The organism is Blastococcus sp. SYSU D00820 (assembly GCF_054050695.1).
In genome coordinates this window covers 117,455-133,006 of record NZ_JBJGZW010000008.1, presented here as the reverse complement: position 1 = coordinate 133,006, position 15,552 = coordinate 117,455, and the positions used below count along the sequence as shown (strand labels likewise).

Here is a 15,552-nt window from a genome sequence, read left to right as displayed (position 1 = left end):
CGTGGCCGCCCAGCGGGTCGTCGTGGTCGGCGCGGGCATGGCCGGGCTGCGCACCGCCGAGGGGCTGCGCTCCGGCGGCTTCACCGGTGAGGTGCTCGTCCTCGGCGACGAGCCGTGGGCCCCGTACAACCGCCCGCCGCTGTCCAAGGAGGCGCTCAAGGGCGGGGTCGAGCACGCGACCGTTGCCTTCCGAATGCGCGCCAGCGTCGCGGACGTGACCTGGCGCCTGGGGGAGACGGTCACCGCCGCCGACCTGCACGAGCGCGAGGTCACCACCGCCACCGGCGAGCGCATCTCCGCCGACGCGCTGGTCGCCGCCACCGGGGTCAGCGCGCGGCGGCTGCACGTCCCCGGCCCGCCGGCGACGGCGGCCGCGGGCCGGCACGTCGTCCGCACCCTGGACGACGCGCAGGCGCTGCGCGCCGAGCTGGTGCCCGGCGCCCGGCTGGTGGTGATCGGCGCCGGCTTCATCGGCTGCGAGGTCGCCGCGACGGCCCGGCTGCTGGGTTGCGAGGTCGACTGCGTCGCCGTGGACTCCCACCCGATGGTCCGCCCGCTGGGCGTCGAGCTGGCCGCCGAGCTGCAGCGCCGGCACGAGGAGCGCGGGGTGCGCTTCCACCTCGGCACCGGGGTGCGGGAGTTCACCGGCGAGGAGCGGGTGCGCGGCGTCGTCCTCAGCGACGGCACCGAGCTGGCCGCCGACGTCGTCGTCGAGGCGCTCGGGTCGCGGTGCAACACCGACTGGCTGGAGGGCCACGGCCTCGACCTCGCCGACGGCGTGCTCACCGACACCGCGCTGCGCCCGGTCGTGGTCGGCGCGGCCGCCGACCGGGTCGGCCCGCTGGACGGCGTCGCCGTCGTCGGCGACATCGCCCGGTTCCCCAACACGCGCTTCGACGACGCCGCCTGGCGCGTGGAGCACTGGAACATCCCCACCGAGACCGGCCGCCGCGCCGGCGCCGTCCTCGCCGCGCTCCTCTCGGGCGCCGGCTACGAGGAGGCCGTCGCCCAGGACTGGCAGGTGCTGCCGGCGTTCTGGAGCGACCAGTACGACCTGCGGCTGCAGTCCTACGGCATGCCGTCGCTGGCCGAGCCCGACGGCATCCGGCTGCTCGAGGGCGACCTGTCCGGCGAGTGCGTCCTCGGCTACTCGCGCGACGACGAGCTGGTGGGCGTGGTGGGCCTCGGCATGCTGCGCGAGGTCAACGCCTACCGCGCCAAGGTCGGCCGGGTCGCGCAGGTCACCGGCGCCTGAGCACTCCCCGCAGTTCCCGCACCACCCTCCCCCCGACGCCACAGGAGAGACGTTGCGCCCGAAGCTGGTCATGGTGCTCACCGAGAACTGGACGATCACCGATCCCCGGGACATGCGGGCCCTGGTCCGCATGTCGGTCGAGGCCGAACAGGCCGGGATCGACGCCGTCCAGCTCAGCGAGCACGTGGTGCTCGGGCCCTCGGCCGGCGCCCTCGGCGTCATGGAGAACCCGCGCGACTACGCGTACCCGGGCAACCAGGAGCCGGACATGTCCTGGCCGAGCTCCATCGTGCTGATGTCGGGGATCGCGGCGGCGACCGAGCGCCTGCGGATCGTCGCCGGCGCGATCATCGCGCCGCTGCGGCACCCGCTGATGCTGGCCAAGGAACTCACCACCCTCGACCTGCTCGCCGAGGGCCGGCTGGTCGTGCTCCCCACGGTGAGCTGGCACGAGGACGAGTACGCCGCCCTCGGCGTCCCGTTCGCCAAGCGCGGGCGGGTGCTCGACGAGCAGCTCGAGGTGCTCGCCAAGTGCTGGGGGCCGGGGCCGATCAGCCACTCGGGGGAGTTCTTCTCCTTCGACGACGTGTGGGTCGAGCCGCGGGCGTGGCGGCCGGACGGGCCGCGGTTCTGGTTCGGCGGCCAGCACATGCACCCGCCGCTGCTGCGCCGGCTGGTGCGCTACGGGCACGGGTTCAGCCCGCTGGGCACGCCGTCGGAGGCCGACCTCGCGATGCTCGCCGACGGGATGGCCGCGGCCGGCCGGTCGATCGAGGAGCTGGAGATGATCGGCGGCATCCGCGGCCGGTTCCCCGACGCCACCGCCGCGGCCGACCTCGACGAGGCGCTCGAGGCGCTGCCGGCGCAGGTCGAGGCCGGGTTCACCACGATCTGCTTCAAGCCGTCGATGTACATCGACGACGCCAAGGAGCTGCCCGGCTTCCTCGCCACGCTGACCCGCAAGGTCGAGGCGCTGACCTCGTGAGCGGCATCCGCACGATGCTCGTGACCGGCGCCGGCACCGGCGTCGGGGCGGCGGTCGCCGAGCGCGCCGCGCGGGAGGGCTGGCAGGTGGTCGTCACCGGCCGGCGGGAGGCGCCGCTGCAGGCGGTCGCCGCGCGCACCGGGGCCCGGCCGGCGGTCTGCGACGTCCGCGACCCCGAGCGGGTCGCCGCGCTCGTGGCCGACGTCGTCGCCGTGGAGGGCCGGCTGGACTGCGTCGTCGCCAACGCCGGGGTGATGGCGACCGGCAGCGTGCTCGACACCGACCCGCGGGCGTGGGACGACGTCCTCGACACCAACCTGACCTCGGTCTTCCACCTGCTGCGCGCCGCGCTGCCGCACCTGCTCGAGGTCGGCGGCTCCGTGGTGGCGGTCAGCTCGATCGCCGCGCTGCGCGCGCCGGGGGAGTCGGCGGCCTACGCGGTGAGCAAGGCCGGGCTGGTCATGCTGGCCCAGACCGTGGCCCGCGACTTCGCCGCCCGCGGGGTGCGCGCCAACGTGGTCTGCCCGGGCTGGGTGCGCACCGAGATGGCCGACGAGGAGATGGCGGAGTTCGGCGGGCCGCTGGGCCTGTCCCGCGACGAGGCCTACGCCGAGGTCACCCGGCTGGTGCCGCAGCAGCGCCCGGCCGAGGCCGCCGAGGTGGCCGCCGCGGTGACCTGGCTGGCCGGGCCGGACGCCTCCTACGTCAACGGCGCGTGCCTCACCGTCGACGGCGGCACGGTGCTGGTGGACCCGGGCACGGTGCCGTTCGACTTCGCCGTCCGCGCGCGCTGAGCGGTTCGCAACGGGCGTGCGGCGTCCGTGTTACGGCTGTGAGGCAGGCCACGTCAAGTCATTGACACAGGGCGGGGGCGCCCCCTTTACTCCCTCTTGCGCACACGTACGGGCCCGAACGACCGGTCCCGAACGACCTGTGGCCGGTCTCTCCGGCCCTCCCGTCACCCCCGCCGCCGCCTTCGCCGGGCGGTTCCCTGAGATTGCGAGCCCCGTCATGAGACTCCTCTCCCGGCCCACCCGACTGCTGGCGGTCCCGGCCGTCGCCCTGGTCGTCGCCGCGTGCGGCAACTCCGCCGCCGGCGGCGGCGGTGGCGACACCGACGGCCCGATCGAGCTCGGCGCGGTGTCCTCGCTGAGCGGTCCGGTCGCCTTCGCCGACCCCACCGGCGCGGCCCAGGCGGTGTTCGACCGCGTCAACGAGGACGGCGGCATCAACGGCCGGGAGATCAACTACACGGTCGTCGACGACCGCGGCGACCCCTCGGCCGCCGCGCAGGCCAGCCGGCAGCTGATCGACCAGCAGAACGTCGTCGCCAACGTGGGGTCGGCCAGCCTGGTCGACTGCAGCGCCAACGCGGCCACCTACCAGCGCAGCGAGCTGGTCGCGGTGCAGGGCCTGGGCGTGGACCCGGCCTGCTTCTCCTCGCCGAACATCAGCCCGGTCAACACCGGCCCGTTCGCCGGCTACACCAGCCTCCTGTACTTCGCGTCGGAGACCCTCGGCCACGACCAGGTCTGCGCCGTCATCCTCACCGTCCCCGGGCTGACCGAGGGCTACGAGGCCGCCGTCGAGCGCTGGACGGAGATCACCGGCAAGGAGCCGCTGTTCGTCGACACCTCGCTGACGGTGAACGACGACCCGACCCCGGCCGTGCTGCGGGCCAAGGAGGCCGGCTGCCAGGCGGTCACCTTCAACTCCAACCCGCCGCAGACGGTCACGGTCATGAAGGCCGCGCAGGCCCAGGGTGCCCTGGAGACGATCGACTGGATCGCGCTGACGGTCAGCTACAACACCGAGATCCTCGACGCCTTCGCCGCGAACAACTCCTGGGGTCTCTACGTGAACTCGGAGTTCGAGCCCTGGTCGGGCGACTCCGAGGCGCTCGAGGACTGGCGGACGCTGATGGACGACAACGGCCTGCCGCAGAGCTCGGACTCCCTGGCCGGCTACGTCGCCGCCACGATCATGGTCGACGTCCTCGAGGGCATCGACGGCGACATCACCCGCGAGTCGGTCACCCAGGCCTTCAAGGAGCTGGAGCCGATCGAGACCCCGCTCATCGGGACGCCCTACACCTTCGGTGACGCCGACAGCCACAACCCGAACCAGGCCAGCAAGATCGTGCAGGCCACCCCGGACGGCTGGGTGACGATCTCCGAGGACTGGCAGACCCTGCCCGACTGATCTCCCCCGGAATCCGGAGAAGCGCTCCATGCTGCAGTCCTCGATCAGCGGGCTGGTGTCCGGCGGCGTCTACGCGGCGATCGGCGTCTGCATCGTCCTGCTGTACAGCATGGTCGGGGTCCTGAACTTCGCCCAGGCCGCGATCGGGGTGGCGGGTGCCTACGTCACCTTCATCCTCTACGCGCAGGACCTGCCCCTGGTGCTCGCGGTGCTGGTCGGCGTGGTGGTGGCTGCCGCCGTCGCCACGCTGACCGGCACCGCCATGGCCCTGTGGTTCGGCGAGGCCCGGGTGGAGGTGCGGTCGACGGCGTCGATCGCCGTCCTCATCGGGATCCTCGCGGTCGGGTTCTGGGTGTTCGGCGACGACGCCCGGGCCACGCCCGACGTGCTCCCTGCCAGCGGTCCCGAGGTGGCCGGCGTGGTCATCCCGGGGACGGCGATCGGCGCGATCGCCTTCGCCGTCCTGCTGGCCGGGGGAGTGACCCTGCTGCTCAAGCGGACCGTCGTCGGTGTCCGGCTGCGGGCCATCGCCCAGCGGCCCCGCACCGCCGAGCTGCTCGGCATCCCGGCCCGCCGCCTGTCGGTGGCGGTCTGGGCGCTGAGCGGCGCCGCCGCGTGCATCGCGATCCTGCTCGTCGCGCCGTCCCGCACGGCGAGTGTGTCCTCGCTGAGCCTGCTCGTGGTGCCGGGCCTGGCCGCCGGGCTGATCGGCGGGTTCACCAGCCTGTGGCTCACCGTGCTCGGCGGTCTGCTGATCGGTCTGCTCGAGGGCGCGATCGTCACCGTCGACGAGGTGGCGCCCTACCGCGGGTCGATCTCCTTCCTCGTGATCGTCCTCGTCCTCCTGTACAGCAAGCGGAAGGAGGCCTGGGATGCGTCGCGTTGACCCGATGCTCGTGCTGGGCGCCCTCGCGGTCGTCCTGATCACCGCCTCGCCGTGGCTGGTGACCAGCTACAACCTCTTCCTCATCACCTCGGCGATCATCACCGCGTTGGCCGCGCGCAGCGTCGGCATCGTCACCGGCGCCGCCGGCCAGCTCTCGCTGGCCACGATGAGCTTCGCGGCGGTCGGCGGATGGGTGGTCTCCCTCGGCAGCCAGGAAAAGTGGCCGGTCCCGTTCCCGCTGCTCGTCGTCATCGGGGGCCTGGCCGCCGTGCCGGTCGGCCTGCTCCTCGGCATCCCGGCCCTGCGGGTCCGCGGCATCAACCTGGCGGTGGTGACGCTCGGCTTCGCCGCGGCCGTCGACACCTACCTGGTGCGCCGCAGCTTCCCCGGCGCCGGCCAGGGCATCGGCATCGACCCGGGCGACACGCTGCTGGACCCGGTGAACTACTTCTTCTTCGCCTGGGGCTACTTCCTCGTCGTGAGCATCGGCGTGGCCCTGTTGCTGCGCAGCCGCATCGGCCTGGCCTGGCGCGCGGTGCGCTCCAGCGAGCGGGCGGCGGCGGCCATGGGCGTGCGCGTGCGGACGGCGAAGCTGACCGCGTTCGTCGTCAGCGCGTTCCTCGCCGGCTCGTCGGGCGCGCTGCTCGGCGGCCTCAACGGCCTGCTGTCGTCGGAGAACTTCCGGCCGGTGCTCTCGCTGGTCGTCTTCGCGGTGGCGGTGATGATGGGCGCCCAGTTCATCGAGGGCGCGCTCATCGCCGGGGCGCTCACGGTGTTCTTCCCCGAGCTGCTGCGCCAGCTCGACCTGCCGCAGAACATCGGTGACCTGGTCTTCGCGATCGGCGCGATCGACGCGCTGCGCCGGGGCCGCGGCGGGCTGGCCGAGCAGATCCGCACCGGCATCCGCGCCAGACGGGCGAAGGGGCAGCGCACGACCGCCGACCTCACCGGCCCGGTGCCCGGCGACATCCCGCCGCCACCGGCCGAGACCGGGGAACCGGTGCTGCAGGTCGAGGACCTCGTCGTCCGGTACGGCTCGGTGACGGCGCTGGACGGCGTCTCGCTGACCGTGCACCCGCACGCGGTGACCGCCCTGGTGGGCCCCAACGGCGCGGGCAAGTCCACCTTCGTCGACGTGACGACCGGCTTCGCCCCGCGCACCGAGGGGGCGATCCGGCTCCAGGGGCGGGACATCACCCGCCGGTCGGCGACCGACCGGGCGCGGTCCGGGCTGCGGCGGACGTTCCAGACCGACCGGACCATCCCCGAGCTGACCATCGCCGAGTACGTCCGGCTGGCGGCCCGCGGGCGGCTGGCGACCGCGGAGCTCGACGAGCTGCGCGGCTTCCTCGGCCTCCCCGACGGCTCGGTGCCGATCGGCAGCCTGGACATCGGCACCCGCCGGCTGGTGGAGATCGCCGGGGCGCTGGCCGCGCGGCCCGCCGTCCTCCTGCTGGACGAGCCGGCCGCGGGCCTGGCCCAGTCGGAGTCGCTGGTGCTGGCCGAGCGGATCCGGGAGATGCCGGCCCGCTTCGGCGTCGGCGTGCTGCTCATCGAGCACGACATGGAGCACGTCCAGCTGGCGGCCGGCACGGTCACCGTCCTGGACTTCGGCAAGCTGGTCGCGACCGGTCCGACGGCCCAGGTGCTGGCCGATCCGCGGGTCGTCGCCGCCTACCTGGGCGAGGAGGTGGAGGTCGCGTGAGCGGGCTGTCGCTGCACGGTGTGTCGATCGCGCGGGGCGGGCTGCCCGTCGTGCGCGACGTCTCCCTGGAGGTGCCGGCCGGGCAGGTGACCGTGCTCCTCGGCCCGAACGGCGCCGGCAAGACCACCCTGCTCGAGGGCGTCTCGGGGGCGCTGCCGCTGACCTCCGGCCGGATCGAGCTCGACGGCACCGACCTGGCCCGGACCAGCGCGCTCAAGCGTGCCCGCGCCGGGGTCGCGCACGTCGAGCAGGGCCGGACGGTGTTCAGCGAGCTCACCGTGCGGGAGAACCTCATCGCCGCCGGCGGCGCCGGGTCGCTGGACCGCGCCTACGAGCTGTTCCCGCGGCTGCGCGAGCGGCAGGACTCGCGCGCGGTGCTGCTCTCCGGCGGCGAGCAGCAGATGCTGGTGATCGCCCGGGCCGTGGGCCGCGACGCCAAGGTGCTGCTGCTCGACGAGCTGTCGCTGGGCCTGGCGCCGGTCATCGTCCGGCAGCTGATGACCCTGGTGCGGCAGCTGGCCGACGAGGGGCGGGCGGTGCTGCTCGTGGAGCAGTTCGCCGCGCTGGCGCTCACCATCTCCGACACCGCGCACGTCATGCAGCGCGGCTCGATCCTGCTGTCGGAGGACGCCGCGGTGCTCCGCGCCCGGCCCGACCTGCTGCGGCAGGCCTACCTCTCCGGCGAGGCGGACGGGCACGGCGGCGTCCAGGCGCACGGCGCGACGGCGAGCGAGGAGACCCGGTGAGCGCGCCGGACTTGGTGCTCGTCGACGGTGAGGTGCTCACCGTCGACCGCGACTTCACCGTCGCCGAGGCCGTCGCCGTCTCCGGAGGCCGGATCGTGGCCACCGGGACGACGGCCGAGGTGCTGGCCCTGGCCGGCAAGGCCACCCGGGTGGTCGAGCTCGGCGGGCGCACGGTGCTGCCGGGCATCAACGACTCGCACCTGCACGGCTGCGCCTACGGCGCGAGCCTGCCGCCGCTGGAGTTCGACGTCTCCTCCGACGTCGCGCGCTCGCTGGCCGACGTCCGCGCCGCGATCGCCGCCGAGGTCGCGGCGAAGGGGCCGGGCGTGCCGCTGGTCGGCAACGGCTGGGACCTCGGCTACCTCGCAGAGACCCGCACGGGGGAGCGGCTGCCGACCCGGTGGGACATCGACGAGGTGTCGCCGGACAACCCGGTCTACCTGCAGGACTTCTCCCGGCACCTGGCCTGGGTGAACACCCGCTGGCTGGAGCTGGCCGGCGTGCCGGAGGACGCGACGGCGCCTCCCGGCGGGGTCGTGTACCGCCAGCCCGAGCGCGGGCTGACCGGCCTGTTCGCCGAGGGTGCGCAGGCCCTGGTGCAGAAGGTGCTGCCGCAGCTCGACGAGCAGCGCCGCCGGGCCGCGATCACCGCGACCGTGGCCCGGCTGAACGCGCTGGGCATCACCAGCTACACCGAGCCGGGCCTGGGCACCGGCGGCGGCGACCTCATGGGCGGCGCGATGGGCGCGCGCACCCTGGAGACCTACCTGGACCTCGCCCGCAGCGGCGGGCTCGGTGCCCGGGTCAGCGTGCTCTGGCTGCCCAGCGACATGTCCGGCTCGGCGGCGGAGGTGGCGCGCAGCCTGCGCGACATCGACCTGCCCGGCGACGTCGACCCGCGCCGGGTGCGGCTGGTCGGCGGCAAGCTGTTCGCCGACGGCATCCCGCCGAACAAGACGGCGTTCATGCACGAGCCCTACGCCGACGGCGGGCACGGCTCGCTGTGCGTGCACGGCGACAACGACCACGAGCGGGCCGTGGAGCTGGCCGAGATGATCCGGCTGCTGCACGTCGCCGGCCTGCAGGTCGGGGTGCACGTCACCGGCGACGCCGGCATCGACGCCGTCCTCGACGGGTTCGAGGCCGCCGAGCGGGCGCACCCCGGCGCGGCCTCCCGGCACTACCTCATCCACGGCGACTTCACCGGCCCCGAGGCCCGGCGCCGGCTGGCCGCCGGCGGCTGGGGGCTGAACATGAACCCCGGCATCAAGGCCACGATCTCCGACCTGATGGACGAGATGCTGGGGGAGGAGCGCTCGGCCGCCCAGTGGCCGGTGCGTTCGGCGGTCGCGGCCGGCATCCACGTCGCCAGCTCGTCGGACGCCCCGGTCACCGCGCCGGACTGGCGGGTGGGCGTGGCCGGGATGCTGCTGCGCGAGTCCAAGGCCACCGGCCGGGTCAGCGGCGCCGCCGAGCGGGTCGACCTCGCCACCGCGGTGCGTGCCTACACGATCGAGCCGGCCTGGCAGGACCTCGCCGAGGACTGGAAGGGCAGCCTCGAGCGCGGCAAGGTCGCCGACCTCTGCGTGCTCGGCGGCAGCCTGCTCACCGCGGACCCGCACGACATCCCGCAGCTGCCGGTCGACATGACCGTCCTGGACGGCGACGTCGTCTTCGAGCGGGCCTGAGCCCTCCCGCACCGCCCCGCCCCCTGGACGGCGCACCCTCTGCCGCCTATGTTCGTACGGACCCGAACGACCACGGAAGGACCCTCGTGTCGGACCTCCTCGGCTTCGCCCCGCCGTTCACCGCCAGCGGCAAGTCGGCGCTGGTGCCCTCCCCGCCGTGGCACTACAGCGGAGACCTGCTCACCGTCGAGTACCGCACCGACGTCGACAAGGTGCGCGCCCTCCTGCCGCCCGAGCTCGAGCTCGCCGAGGACGACCCGGAGGCCGTCGCGCTGATCTGGGCGGACTGGCAGTCCTGCTCCGACGGCGGCGAGGAGCTGCTGGAGCCGACGCGCAGCCAGTACAAGGAGGCCTTCGCCGTCGTCCGCTGCCGGTACGAGGGCGTCACGTACTCCCGCTGCGTGCTCATCTGGGTGACCACCGACTTCGCCATCGCCCGCGGCATCCACCAGGGCTATCCGAAGAAGCTCGGCTCGATCCACATGACGCGGGCGATGCCGCACGGCAAGGCCGCGCCGCGGCTGGCGCCCGGCGGCCGCTTCGGCGCGACGCTGGCCGCCCACGACCACCGGCTGGCCACCGCCCGGCTCACCATCACCGGGCCGGCGGAGAGCAACGGCTTCGTCAACGCCCACCCGATGGTCCACCACCGCCAGGTGCGGGCCATCGAGCGCGGCGGCGACTGGGCGCTCGACGAGATCGTCACCATGGGCGGCTACGACGCCGACCTCGGCCCGGCCTGGGCCGGCGACGCGGAGCTGACCCTCGCCGACTCCCCGTGGGACGAGCTGGGCTCGCTGCTGCCGGTGCGCGAGATCATCGGCGGCTACTACCGCCAGGTGGGCGTCTCCTGGAACGGCGGCACCACGCTGGCGCACCGGTGAGCACCGCCGTCCCGGCGGTGGAGCTCCTGCGCCGGTACTACGACGACCTCCTCAGCGGGGACGGCGCGTGGGCCCGGGAGCGCTGGACCGCCGGGACGGTGCTGCACTACCCGGGACACCACCGGTTCTCGGGGGTGCACGACACCGCGTGGACCTTCGAGACCTACTTCCCGGCGATCCGCGAGAAGGGCGACATCGTCAAGGAGGAGCTGCTCTCGCCGATCGCCGGCGACGAGGAGTACGCGCTCAGCCACTACCGGGAGCGCCTGACGATCGCGGCGACCGGTGAGGAGTTGGTCATGGGCCGGCGGTGCCTCTACCACTTCCGGGACGGTGACCTCGCCGGCGCGCGGATCCTCGAGGAGGACCAGGCCGGGGTGGACGCCTTCATCGAGCAGCACTTCCCGGGCTGACCGCGGGAGGCCGTCCGGCGCGCGGCGCCGGACGGCCTCCCCGGATCAGCCCTCGAGGTTGCTCATCACGTGCTTGATGCGGGTGTAGTCCTCGAACCCGTACATCGACAGGTCCTTGCCGTAGCCGGAGTGGCCGAAGCCGCCGTGCGGCATCTCGGCGACCAGCGGCGCGTGCGTGTTGATCCACACGCAGCCGAAGTCCAGCCGCCTGGCCAGCCGCATCGCCCGGGCGTGGTCGCGGGTCCACACGCTCGAGGCCAGCCCGTACCGGACGCCGTTGGCCCAGCGCACGGCCTCCTCCTCGTCGGCGACCCGCTGCACGGTCATGACCGGGCCGAACACCTCGGTCTGCACGATCTCGTCGTCCTGCCGCAGGCCGGTGACCACGGTCGGCTCGTGGAAGAACCCGGCGGCCAGGTCGCCGTCCAGCCGCCCGCCGCCGGCGGCGATCGCGGCGTGGTCGGGCAGCCGGGACAGGAACCCCTCCACCTGGGCCAGCTGCTGCGGATTGTTGACCGGGCCCATGGCGACGTCCGCGTCGTCCGGGCGACCCACGCGCACCGCGCGGGCCTGCTCGGCGAGCGCGGCGACCAGCTCGTCGTGGATGCCGGGGGTGGCCAGCACGCGGGTGGCGGCGGTGCAGTCCTGGCCGGCGTTGAAGTACCCGGCCGCGGCGATCGCCTCGGCGGTGGCCGCGACGTCGGCGTCGTCGAAGACGACGACCGGCGCCTTGCCCCCGAGCTCCAGGTGCACCCGCTTGAGGTCCCGGGCGGCGTGGCCGGCGACCTCCATCCCGGCCCGGACCGACCCGGTGATGGAGACCATCTGCGGCACGGGGGAGTCGACCAGCAGCCGGCCGGTGTCGCGGTCCCCGCAGACGACGTTGACCACGCCCGGCGGCAGGAACTCGGCCATCAGCTCGGCCATGAGGGCGGTGCTGACCGGGGTGGTGTCGGAGGGCTTGAGCACCACGGTGTTGCCCGCCGCCACGGCCGGGGCCCACTTCCACACCGCCATCATCAGCGGGTAGTTCCACGGCGTGATCTGCGCGCAGACGCCCACCGGCTCGCGGCGGATCATCGAGGTCAGGTTCGGCAGGTACTCGCCGGCCGACCGGCCCTCCAGCACCCGGGCGGCGCCGGCGAAGAACCGGATCTGGTCGACGATCGGCGGCAGCTCCTCGGTCGCGGTCAGCCCGATCGGCTTGCCGGTGTCGCGGGCCTCGACGCGCACGAACTCGTCGGCCCGCCGCTCCAGCTCGTCGGCGATGCGCAGCAGGGCGCGCTGGCGCTCCGACGGCGTGGTGTCCCGCCAGGTCTCGAACGCCCGTGCCGCGGCGGAGAACGCCGCGTCGACGTCCTCGGGCCCGGAGACCGGCGCGGTGCCGTAGGCCGCCCCCGTGGAGGGGTCCACGACGTCGCTGGTCCGGCCCGAGGCGGCCGGCACGCTGCGCCCGTCGATCACGTTGGACACGACGACGGGCCGCTGCGCGGTGTCGGTCGTGGTGCTCACGCGGCACCCCCGGCCGGCCGGCAGGCCATCGCCGACAGCAGCTCGTAGCCCACGTGGGCCGCGGCGATGCCGGTGATCTCGGCGTGGTCGTAGGCGGGGGCCACCTCGACGACGTCGGCGCCGACCAGGTTGGTGCCGGCGAACGCCCGGAGGACGGCGAGCAGCTCGCGGCTGAGCAGGCCACCGGACTCCGGCGTCCCCGTGCCGGGGGCGAAGGCCGGGTCCAGCACGTCGATGTCGACCGAGACGTACACCGGCCGGTCGCCGACGCGGTCCAGGACGCGCTCGATGACGCCCCGGGTGCCGAGGTCCTCCATGTCGCGGGCGGGCACGACCTGGAAGCCCAGCTCGGCGTCCTGCACCAGGTCGTCGGCGCCGTAGAGCGGGCCGCGGGTGCCCACGTGCAGGCATCCGGTCTCGTCCAGCAGCCCCTCCTCGGCCGCCCGTCGGAACGGGGTCCCGTGGGTCTCCGCCGCCCCGAAGTAGGTGTCCCACGTGTCGAGGTGGGCGTCGAAGTGCACCACGGCCACCGGCCCGTGCCTGCGGGCCAGCGAGCGCAGCAGCGGCAGCGCGATCGTGTGGTCGCCGCCCAGGGTCAGCAGCCGGCCGGCGCGCTCCAGGACGGCGTCGGCGGAGCGCTCGATGGTGGCCATCGCCTCGGGGATGGAGAAGGGGTTGACGGCGATGTCGCCGGCGTCGGCCACCTGCTGGCGGCCGAACGGCGCCACCTCCACCGCCGGGTTCCACGGGCGCAGCAGCCGCGAGGACTCGCGGATGTGCGCCGGCCCGAAGCGGGCGCCGGGGCGGTAGCTGACCCCGGCGTCGAAGGGGATGCCGACGACGGCCACGTCGACGTCGCCGACCTCGTCGACCCGGGGCAGCCGGGCGAACGTCGCGGGTCCCGCGAAGCGGGGGACGACGCTGGCGTCGACCGGACCGACGCGGCCGTCGGCGGTGACGCGGCGCGGTGGCTCGAGCATGGGGGGACGACTCCTCGGGAGATGGGGGCACAGGGCTGGGAGCCCGGCCTCCGCGCCATGCAACAGCACCTGGACGACCGCCCTCGATTGGATGGTTCGTCCAAGCGGGGATGCTGGACTGGACGAACCGCCCCGGTGTCCGAGGGTCGCGGGGCCGCACAGTGAGCAGCGCACCCGGCGGAGCGCCGGGGCGAGGAACAGGAGGCCGGATGTCCGTGGAAGCCCCCAGCAGCACTCCGGAGGCGGCGCCCGGGGAGGGGACGGCCTCGGTCGCCGGCAAGCCGGCCTTCGCCTGGTCCCCGTCGGGCTGGCCGTCCGAGCGCGCCTACGCGCGGCCGGACGCCGAGGAGGTCTGGGTGTACGCCGACCGGTTCTCCTACGCGCCCGGCGACACCGTCGCACTGCACCTGAGCGCCAGCGTGCCCGGCTTCACCGTGGAGATCTGCCGCGACGGCGCGCGCCCGGAGGTGGTCTGGTCGCGCGACGGCGTCACCGCCGACCGGCACCCCGCGCCCGAGGACGCCTACGCGAACGGCTGCGGCTGGCCGGTGGGGCTCGAGGTGCCCATCCCCGCCGACTGGCGGCCCGGCTTCTACGTCGTGACGGTGCGGGCGGTGCTGTCGGACGGCGAGCTGTGGGAGCGGGAGCACTTCTTCGCCCTCCGGGCCGCGCGGGAGCAGCGGCCGGCGATCGCGCTGGTGCTCACGACCAGCACGATGCTGGCCTACAACGACTGGGGCGGCGCCAACCACTACCGCGGTCTCGGTGACAACCCGCGCAGCGACGCCGGCAGCCCCCTGTCCTCGACCCAGCGGCCCATCGCCCGCGGCATGATCCGCAAGCCCGCCGGTGCGCCGCGCGAGGCCAACCACACCACCCCGCCCATCGGCGGCGCCCCGCGCTACCCGTCCTACGAGTGGGCGCGGCTCAACGGCTACAGCCGGCACCACGCCGACAGCTTCTGGGCCACCTACGAGCGGCTGTTCGTGGTGTGGGCCGAGGAGCGCGGCTACGAGCTGGACTACCTGACGCAGCACGACCTGCACGAGGACGTCACCGTGCTGGACGGCTACTCCTGCGTGGTCGTCGTCGGGCACGACGAGTACTGGTCGTGGGAGATGCGCGACGCCGTCGACCGGTTCGTCGACGGCGGCGGAGGGCTGGCCCGCCTCGGCGGCAACTACCAGTGGCAGGTGCGCCTGAGCGACGACGGCCGCACCCAGTACTGCTACCGGCTGCCCTCCCTCGACCCGGAGGCCGCGCAGCGGCCGGAGCGGGCCACGACCAACTGGGAGGCGAAGTCGGTCGGGCGCCCCGGCGCCACGACCATCGGCCTCAACGGGCTCGGCGGCATCTACACCCGCTACGGCACGGCGACGCCGCGCTCGTCGGGCGGCTTCACCGTCTACCGGCCGGAGCACTGGGCCTTCGAGGGCACCGACCTCTACTACGGCGACCTGCTGGGCGGCGCGCCCACGTTCCTGGCCGCCTTCGAGGTGGACTCGGTGGAGTACACGTTCCGGCGCGGGCTGCCCTACCCGACGTTCGAGGACGGCGCCCCCGAGACCCTCGAGATCCTGGCGCTGGTCCCCGCGGTGCGCGGCGAGGAGGACCGCTTCGGCGGCCGGCTGCCCATCGGCGGCCCGGAGGAGGAGGTCTACGACTACAACCGGGCGCTCGGCGACGACCTCCCCGACTACGTGCACGAGGGGGAGATGCGCGGCGCCGGGATGATCGCCGCCTTCACCCGCGGCGAGGGCGAGGTCTTCAACGGCGGCTGCACCGAGTGGCCCTACGCGCTCTCCGTCGGCGACCCGTTCGTCGACCGCATCGTCCGCAACGTCCTCGACCGCTTCACCAGCCGGTGAACGCGGCTCCGCGATCCCCGGGAGTTCCCGTGTCCGTGACCCAGCAGCCCACCATCGACGACGTCGTCCTGGTCTCCGCCGACAGCGGCTCGGCCGTCGTGCCCCCGGTGGAGGACTACGACGTCCTCTCCCCGCGCTGGGAGGAGGTCGAGTACCGCGCCTTCGGCGGCGAGGCCCGGTCCTACTTCGGCGGCTTCTGGACCGGCGAGCCGGGGGCGGTCCGCTTCGACGCCTGGCCCTACGACGAGATCTGCGTCGTCCTCAAGGGGCGGGTCGCGGTCGTGGACCGCGCGGGCGGGCGCAAGGAGTTCGCCGCGGGGCAGGCCTTCTTCGTGCCGCAGGGGCTGGCCGGTGACTGGGTCACCGTGGAGCCCTCGGCGAAGGTGTTCGTCGCCGTCACCCGGTGAGGTGGCGACGGCCGGGCAGGG

14 protein-coding genes are annotated in these 15,552 nt (G+C 74.1%); 12 read left to right on the top strand and 2 right to left on the bottom strand.

Annotated features, from left to right (window positions below; genetic code table 11):
• Position 1 precedes the first annotated feature (1 nt).
• The 10 genes from ACI79R_RS11235 to ACI79R_RS11190 all read left to right on the top strand — a co-directional run bounded on the left by ACI79R_RS11235 (position 2) and on the right by ACI79R_RS11190 (position 10,764).
• Complete coding sequence (locus ACI79R_RS11235) at positions 2-1,255, top strand: NAD(P)/FAD-dependent oxidoreductase (protein WP_456573701.1); 1,254 nt, start codon at positions 2-4, stop codon at positions 1,253-1,255.
• 52 nt (positions 1,256-1,307) lie between these two features.
• Positions 1,308-2,240 carry an LLM class flavin-dependent oxidoreductase gene (locus ACI79R_RS11230; protein WP_456573700.1) on the top strand — a complete coding sequence of 311 codons (933 nt, stop codon included), beginning with the start codon at positions 1,308-1,310 and terminating at the stop codon, positions 2,238-2,240.
• The gene (locus ACI79R_RS11225; protein WP_456573699.1) at positions 2,237-3,034 is read left to right on the top strand and encodes an SDR family NAD(P)-dependent oxidoreductase; all 798 of its coding nucleotides are present in this window, start codon (positions 2,237-2,239) and stop codon (positions 3,032-3,034) included. Before ACI79R_RS11230 ends, ACI79R_RS11225 begins: the two co-directional genes overlap by 4 nt.
• Positions 3,035-3,251: 217 nt before the next feature.
• Entirely contained in the window at positions 3,252-4,442 is a 1,191-nt protein-coding gene (locus ACI79R_RS11220; RefSeq protein ID WP_456573698.1) for an ABC transporter substrate-binding protein, read from the top strand.
• Positions 4,443-4,470: 28 nt separating this feature from the next.
• Entirely contained in the window at positions 4,471-5,328 is an 858-nt protein-coding gene (locus ACI79R_RS11215; protein WP_456573697.1) for a branched-chain amino acid ABC transporter permease, read from the top strand.
• Complete coding sequence (locus tag ACI79R_RS11210) at positions 5,315-7,033, top strand: branched-chain amino acid ABC transporter ATP-binding protein/permease (RefSeq protein WP_456573696.1); 1,719 nt, start codon at positions 5,315-5,317, stop codon at positions 7,031-7,033. The genes ACI79R_RS11215 and ACI79R_RS11210 overlap by 14 nt, the downstream gene beginning before the upstream one ends.
• Entirely contained in the window at positions 7,030-7,779 is a 750-nt protein-coding gene (locus tag ACI79R_RS11205) for an ABC transporter ATP-binding protein (protein ID WP_456573695.1), read from the top strand. Before ACI79R_RS11210 ends, ACI79R_RS11205 begins: the two co-directional genes overlap by 4 nt.
• The gene (locus ACI79R_RS11200) at positions 7,776-9,467 is read left to right on the top strand and encodes an amidohydrolase (RefSeq protein ID WP_456573694.1); all 1,692 of its coding nucleotides are present in this window, start codon (positions 7,776-7,778) and stop codon (positions 9,465-9,467) included. Before ACI79R_RS11205 ends, ACI79R_RS11200 begins: the two co-directional genes overlap by 4 nt.
• A gap of 86 nt (positions 9,468-9,553) precedes the next feature.
• A complete protein-coding gene (locus tag ACI79R_RS11195; RefSeq protein WP_456573693.1) occupies positions 9,554-10,351 on the top strand; it encodes an acetoacetate decarboxylase family protein in 798 nt (265 codons plus the stop codon).
• Entirely contained in the window at positions 10,348-10,764 is a 417-nt protein-coding gene (locus tag ACI79R_RS11190) for a hypothetical protein (protein ID WP_456573692.1), read from the top strand. The genes ACI79R_RS11195 and ACI79R_RS11190 overlap by 4 nt, the downstream gene beginning before the upstream one ends.
• A 45-nt stretch (positions 10,765-10,809) precedes the next feature.
• Here ACI79R_RS11190 and ACI79R_RS11185 read toward each other — a convergent pair whose 3' ends face one another.
• Positions 10,810-12,276, bottom strand: a complete 1,467-nt coding sequence (locus ACI79R_RS11185) for a gamma-aminobutyraldehyde dehydrogenase (RefSeq protein WP_456573691.1) — start codon at positions 12,274-12,276, stop codon at positions 10,810-10,812.
• Positions 12,273-13,256, bottom strand: coding sequence for an agmatinase (gene speB / locus ACI79R_RS11180; protein WP_456573690.1), 984 nt, complete (start codon positions 13,254-13,256; stop codon positions 12,273-12,275). Before speB ends, ACI79R_RS11185 begins: the two co-directional genes overlap by 4 nt.
• A gap of 209 nt (positions 13,257-13,465) precedes the next feature.
• Between speB and ACI79R_RS11175 the strand changes: the two genes are divergently transcribed.
• The gene (locus ACI79R_RS11175) at positions 13,466-15,124 is read left to right on the top strand and encodes a N,N-dimethylformamidase beta subunit family domain-containing protein (protein WP_456573689.1); all 1,659 of its coding nucleotides are present in this window, start codon (positions 13,466-13,468) and stop codon (positions 15,122-15,124) included.
• 29 nt (positions 15,125-15,153) lie between these two features.
• On the top strand, positions 15,154-15,531 hold the full coding sequence (locus tag ACI79R_RS11170; RefSeq protein WP_456573688.1) for a cupin domain-containing protein: 378 nt from the start codon (positions 15,154-15,156) through the stop codon (positions 15,529-15,531).
• The last annotated feature ends 21 nt before the right edge of the window (positions 15,532-15,552 follow it).

What these genes read in the sequence shown, in the direction of transcription:
- ACI79R_RS11175 (WP_456573689.1), top strand. Translation starts at nt 13,466, where the DNA reads ATGTCCGTGGAAGCCCCCAGCAGCACTCCGGAGGCGGCGCCCGGGGAG.
- ACI79R_RS11220 (WP_456573698.1), top strand. Translation starts at nt 3,252, where the DNA reads ATGAGACTCCTCTCCCGGCCCACCCGACTGCTGGCGGTCCCGGCCGTC.
- ACI79R_RS11215 (WP_456573697.1), top strand. Translation starts at nt 4,471, where the DNA reads ATGCTGCAGTCCTCGATCAGCGGGCTGGTGTCCGGCGGCGTCTACGCG.
- speB (WP_456573690.1), bottom strand. Translation starts at nt 13,256, where the DNA reads ATGCTCGAGCCACCGCGCCGCGTCACCGCCGACGGCCGCGTCGGTCCG.
- ACI79R_RS11210 (WP_456573696.1), top strand. Translation starts at nt 5,315, where the DNA reads ATGCGTCGCGTTGACCCGATGCTCGTGCTGGGCGCCCTCGCGGTCGTC.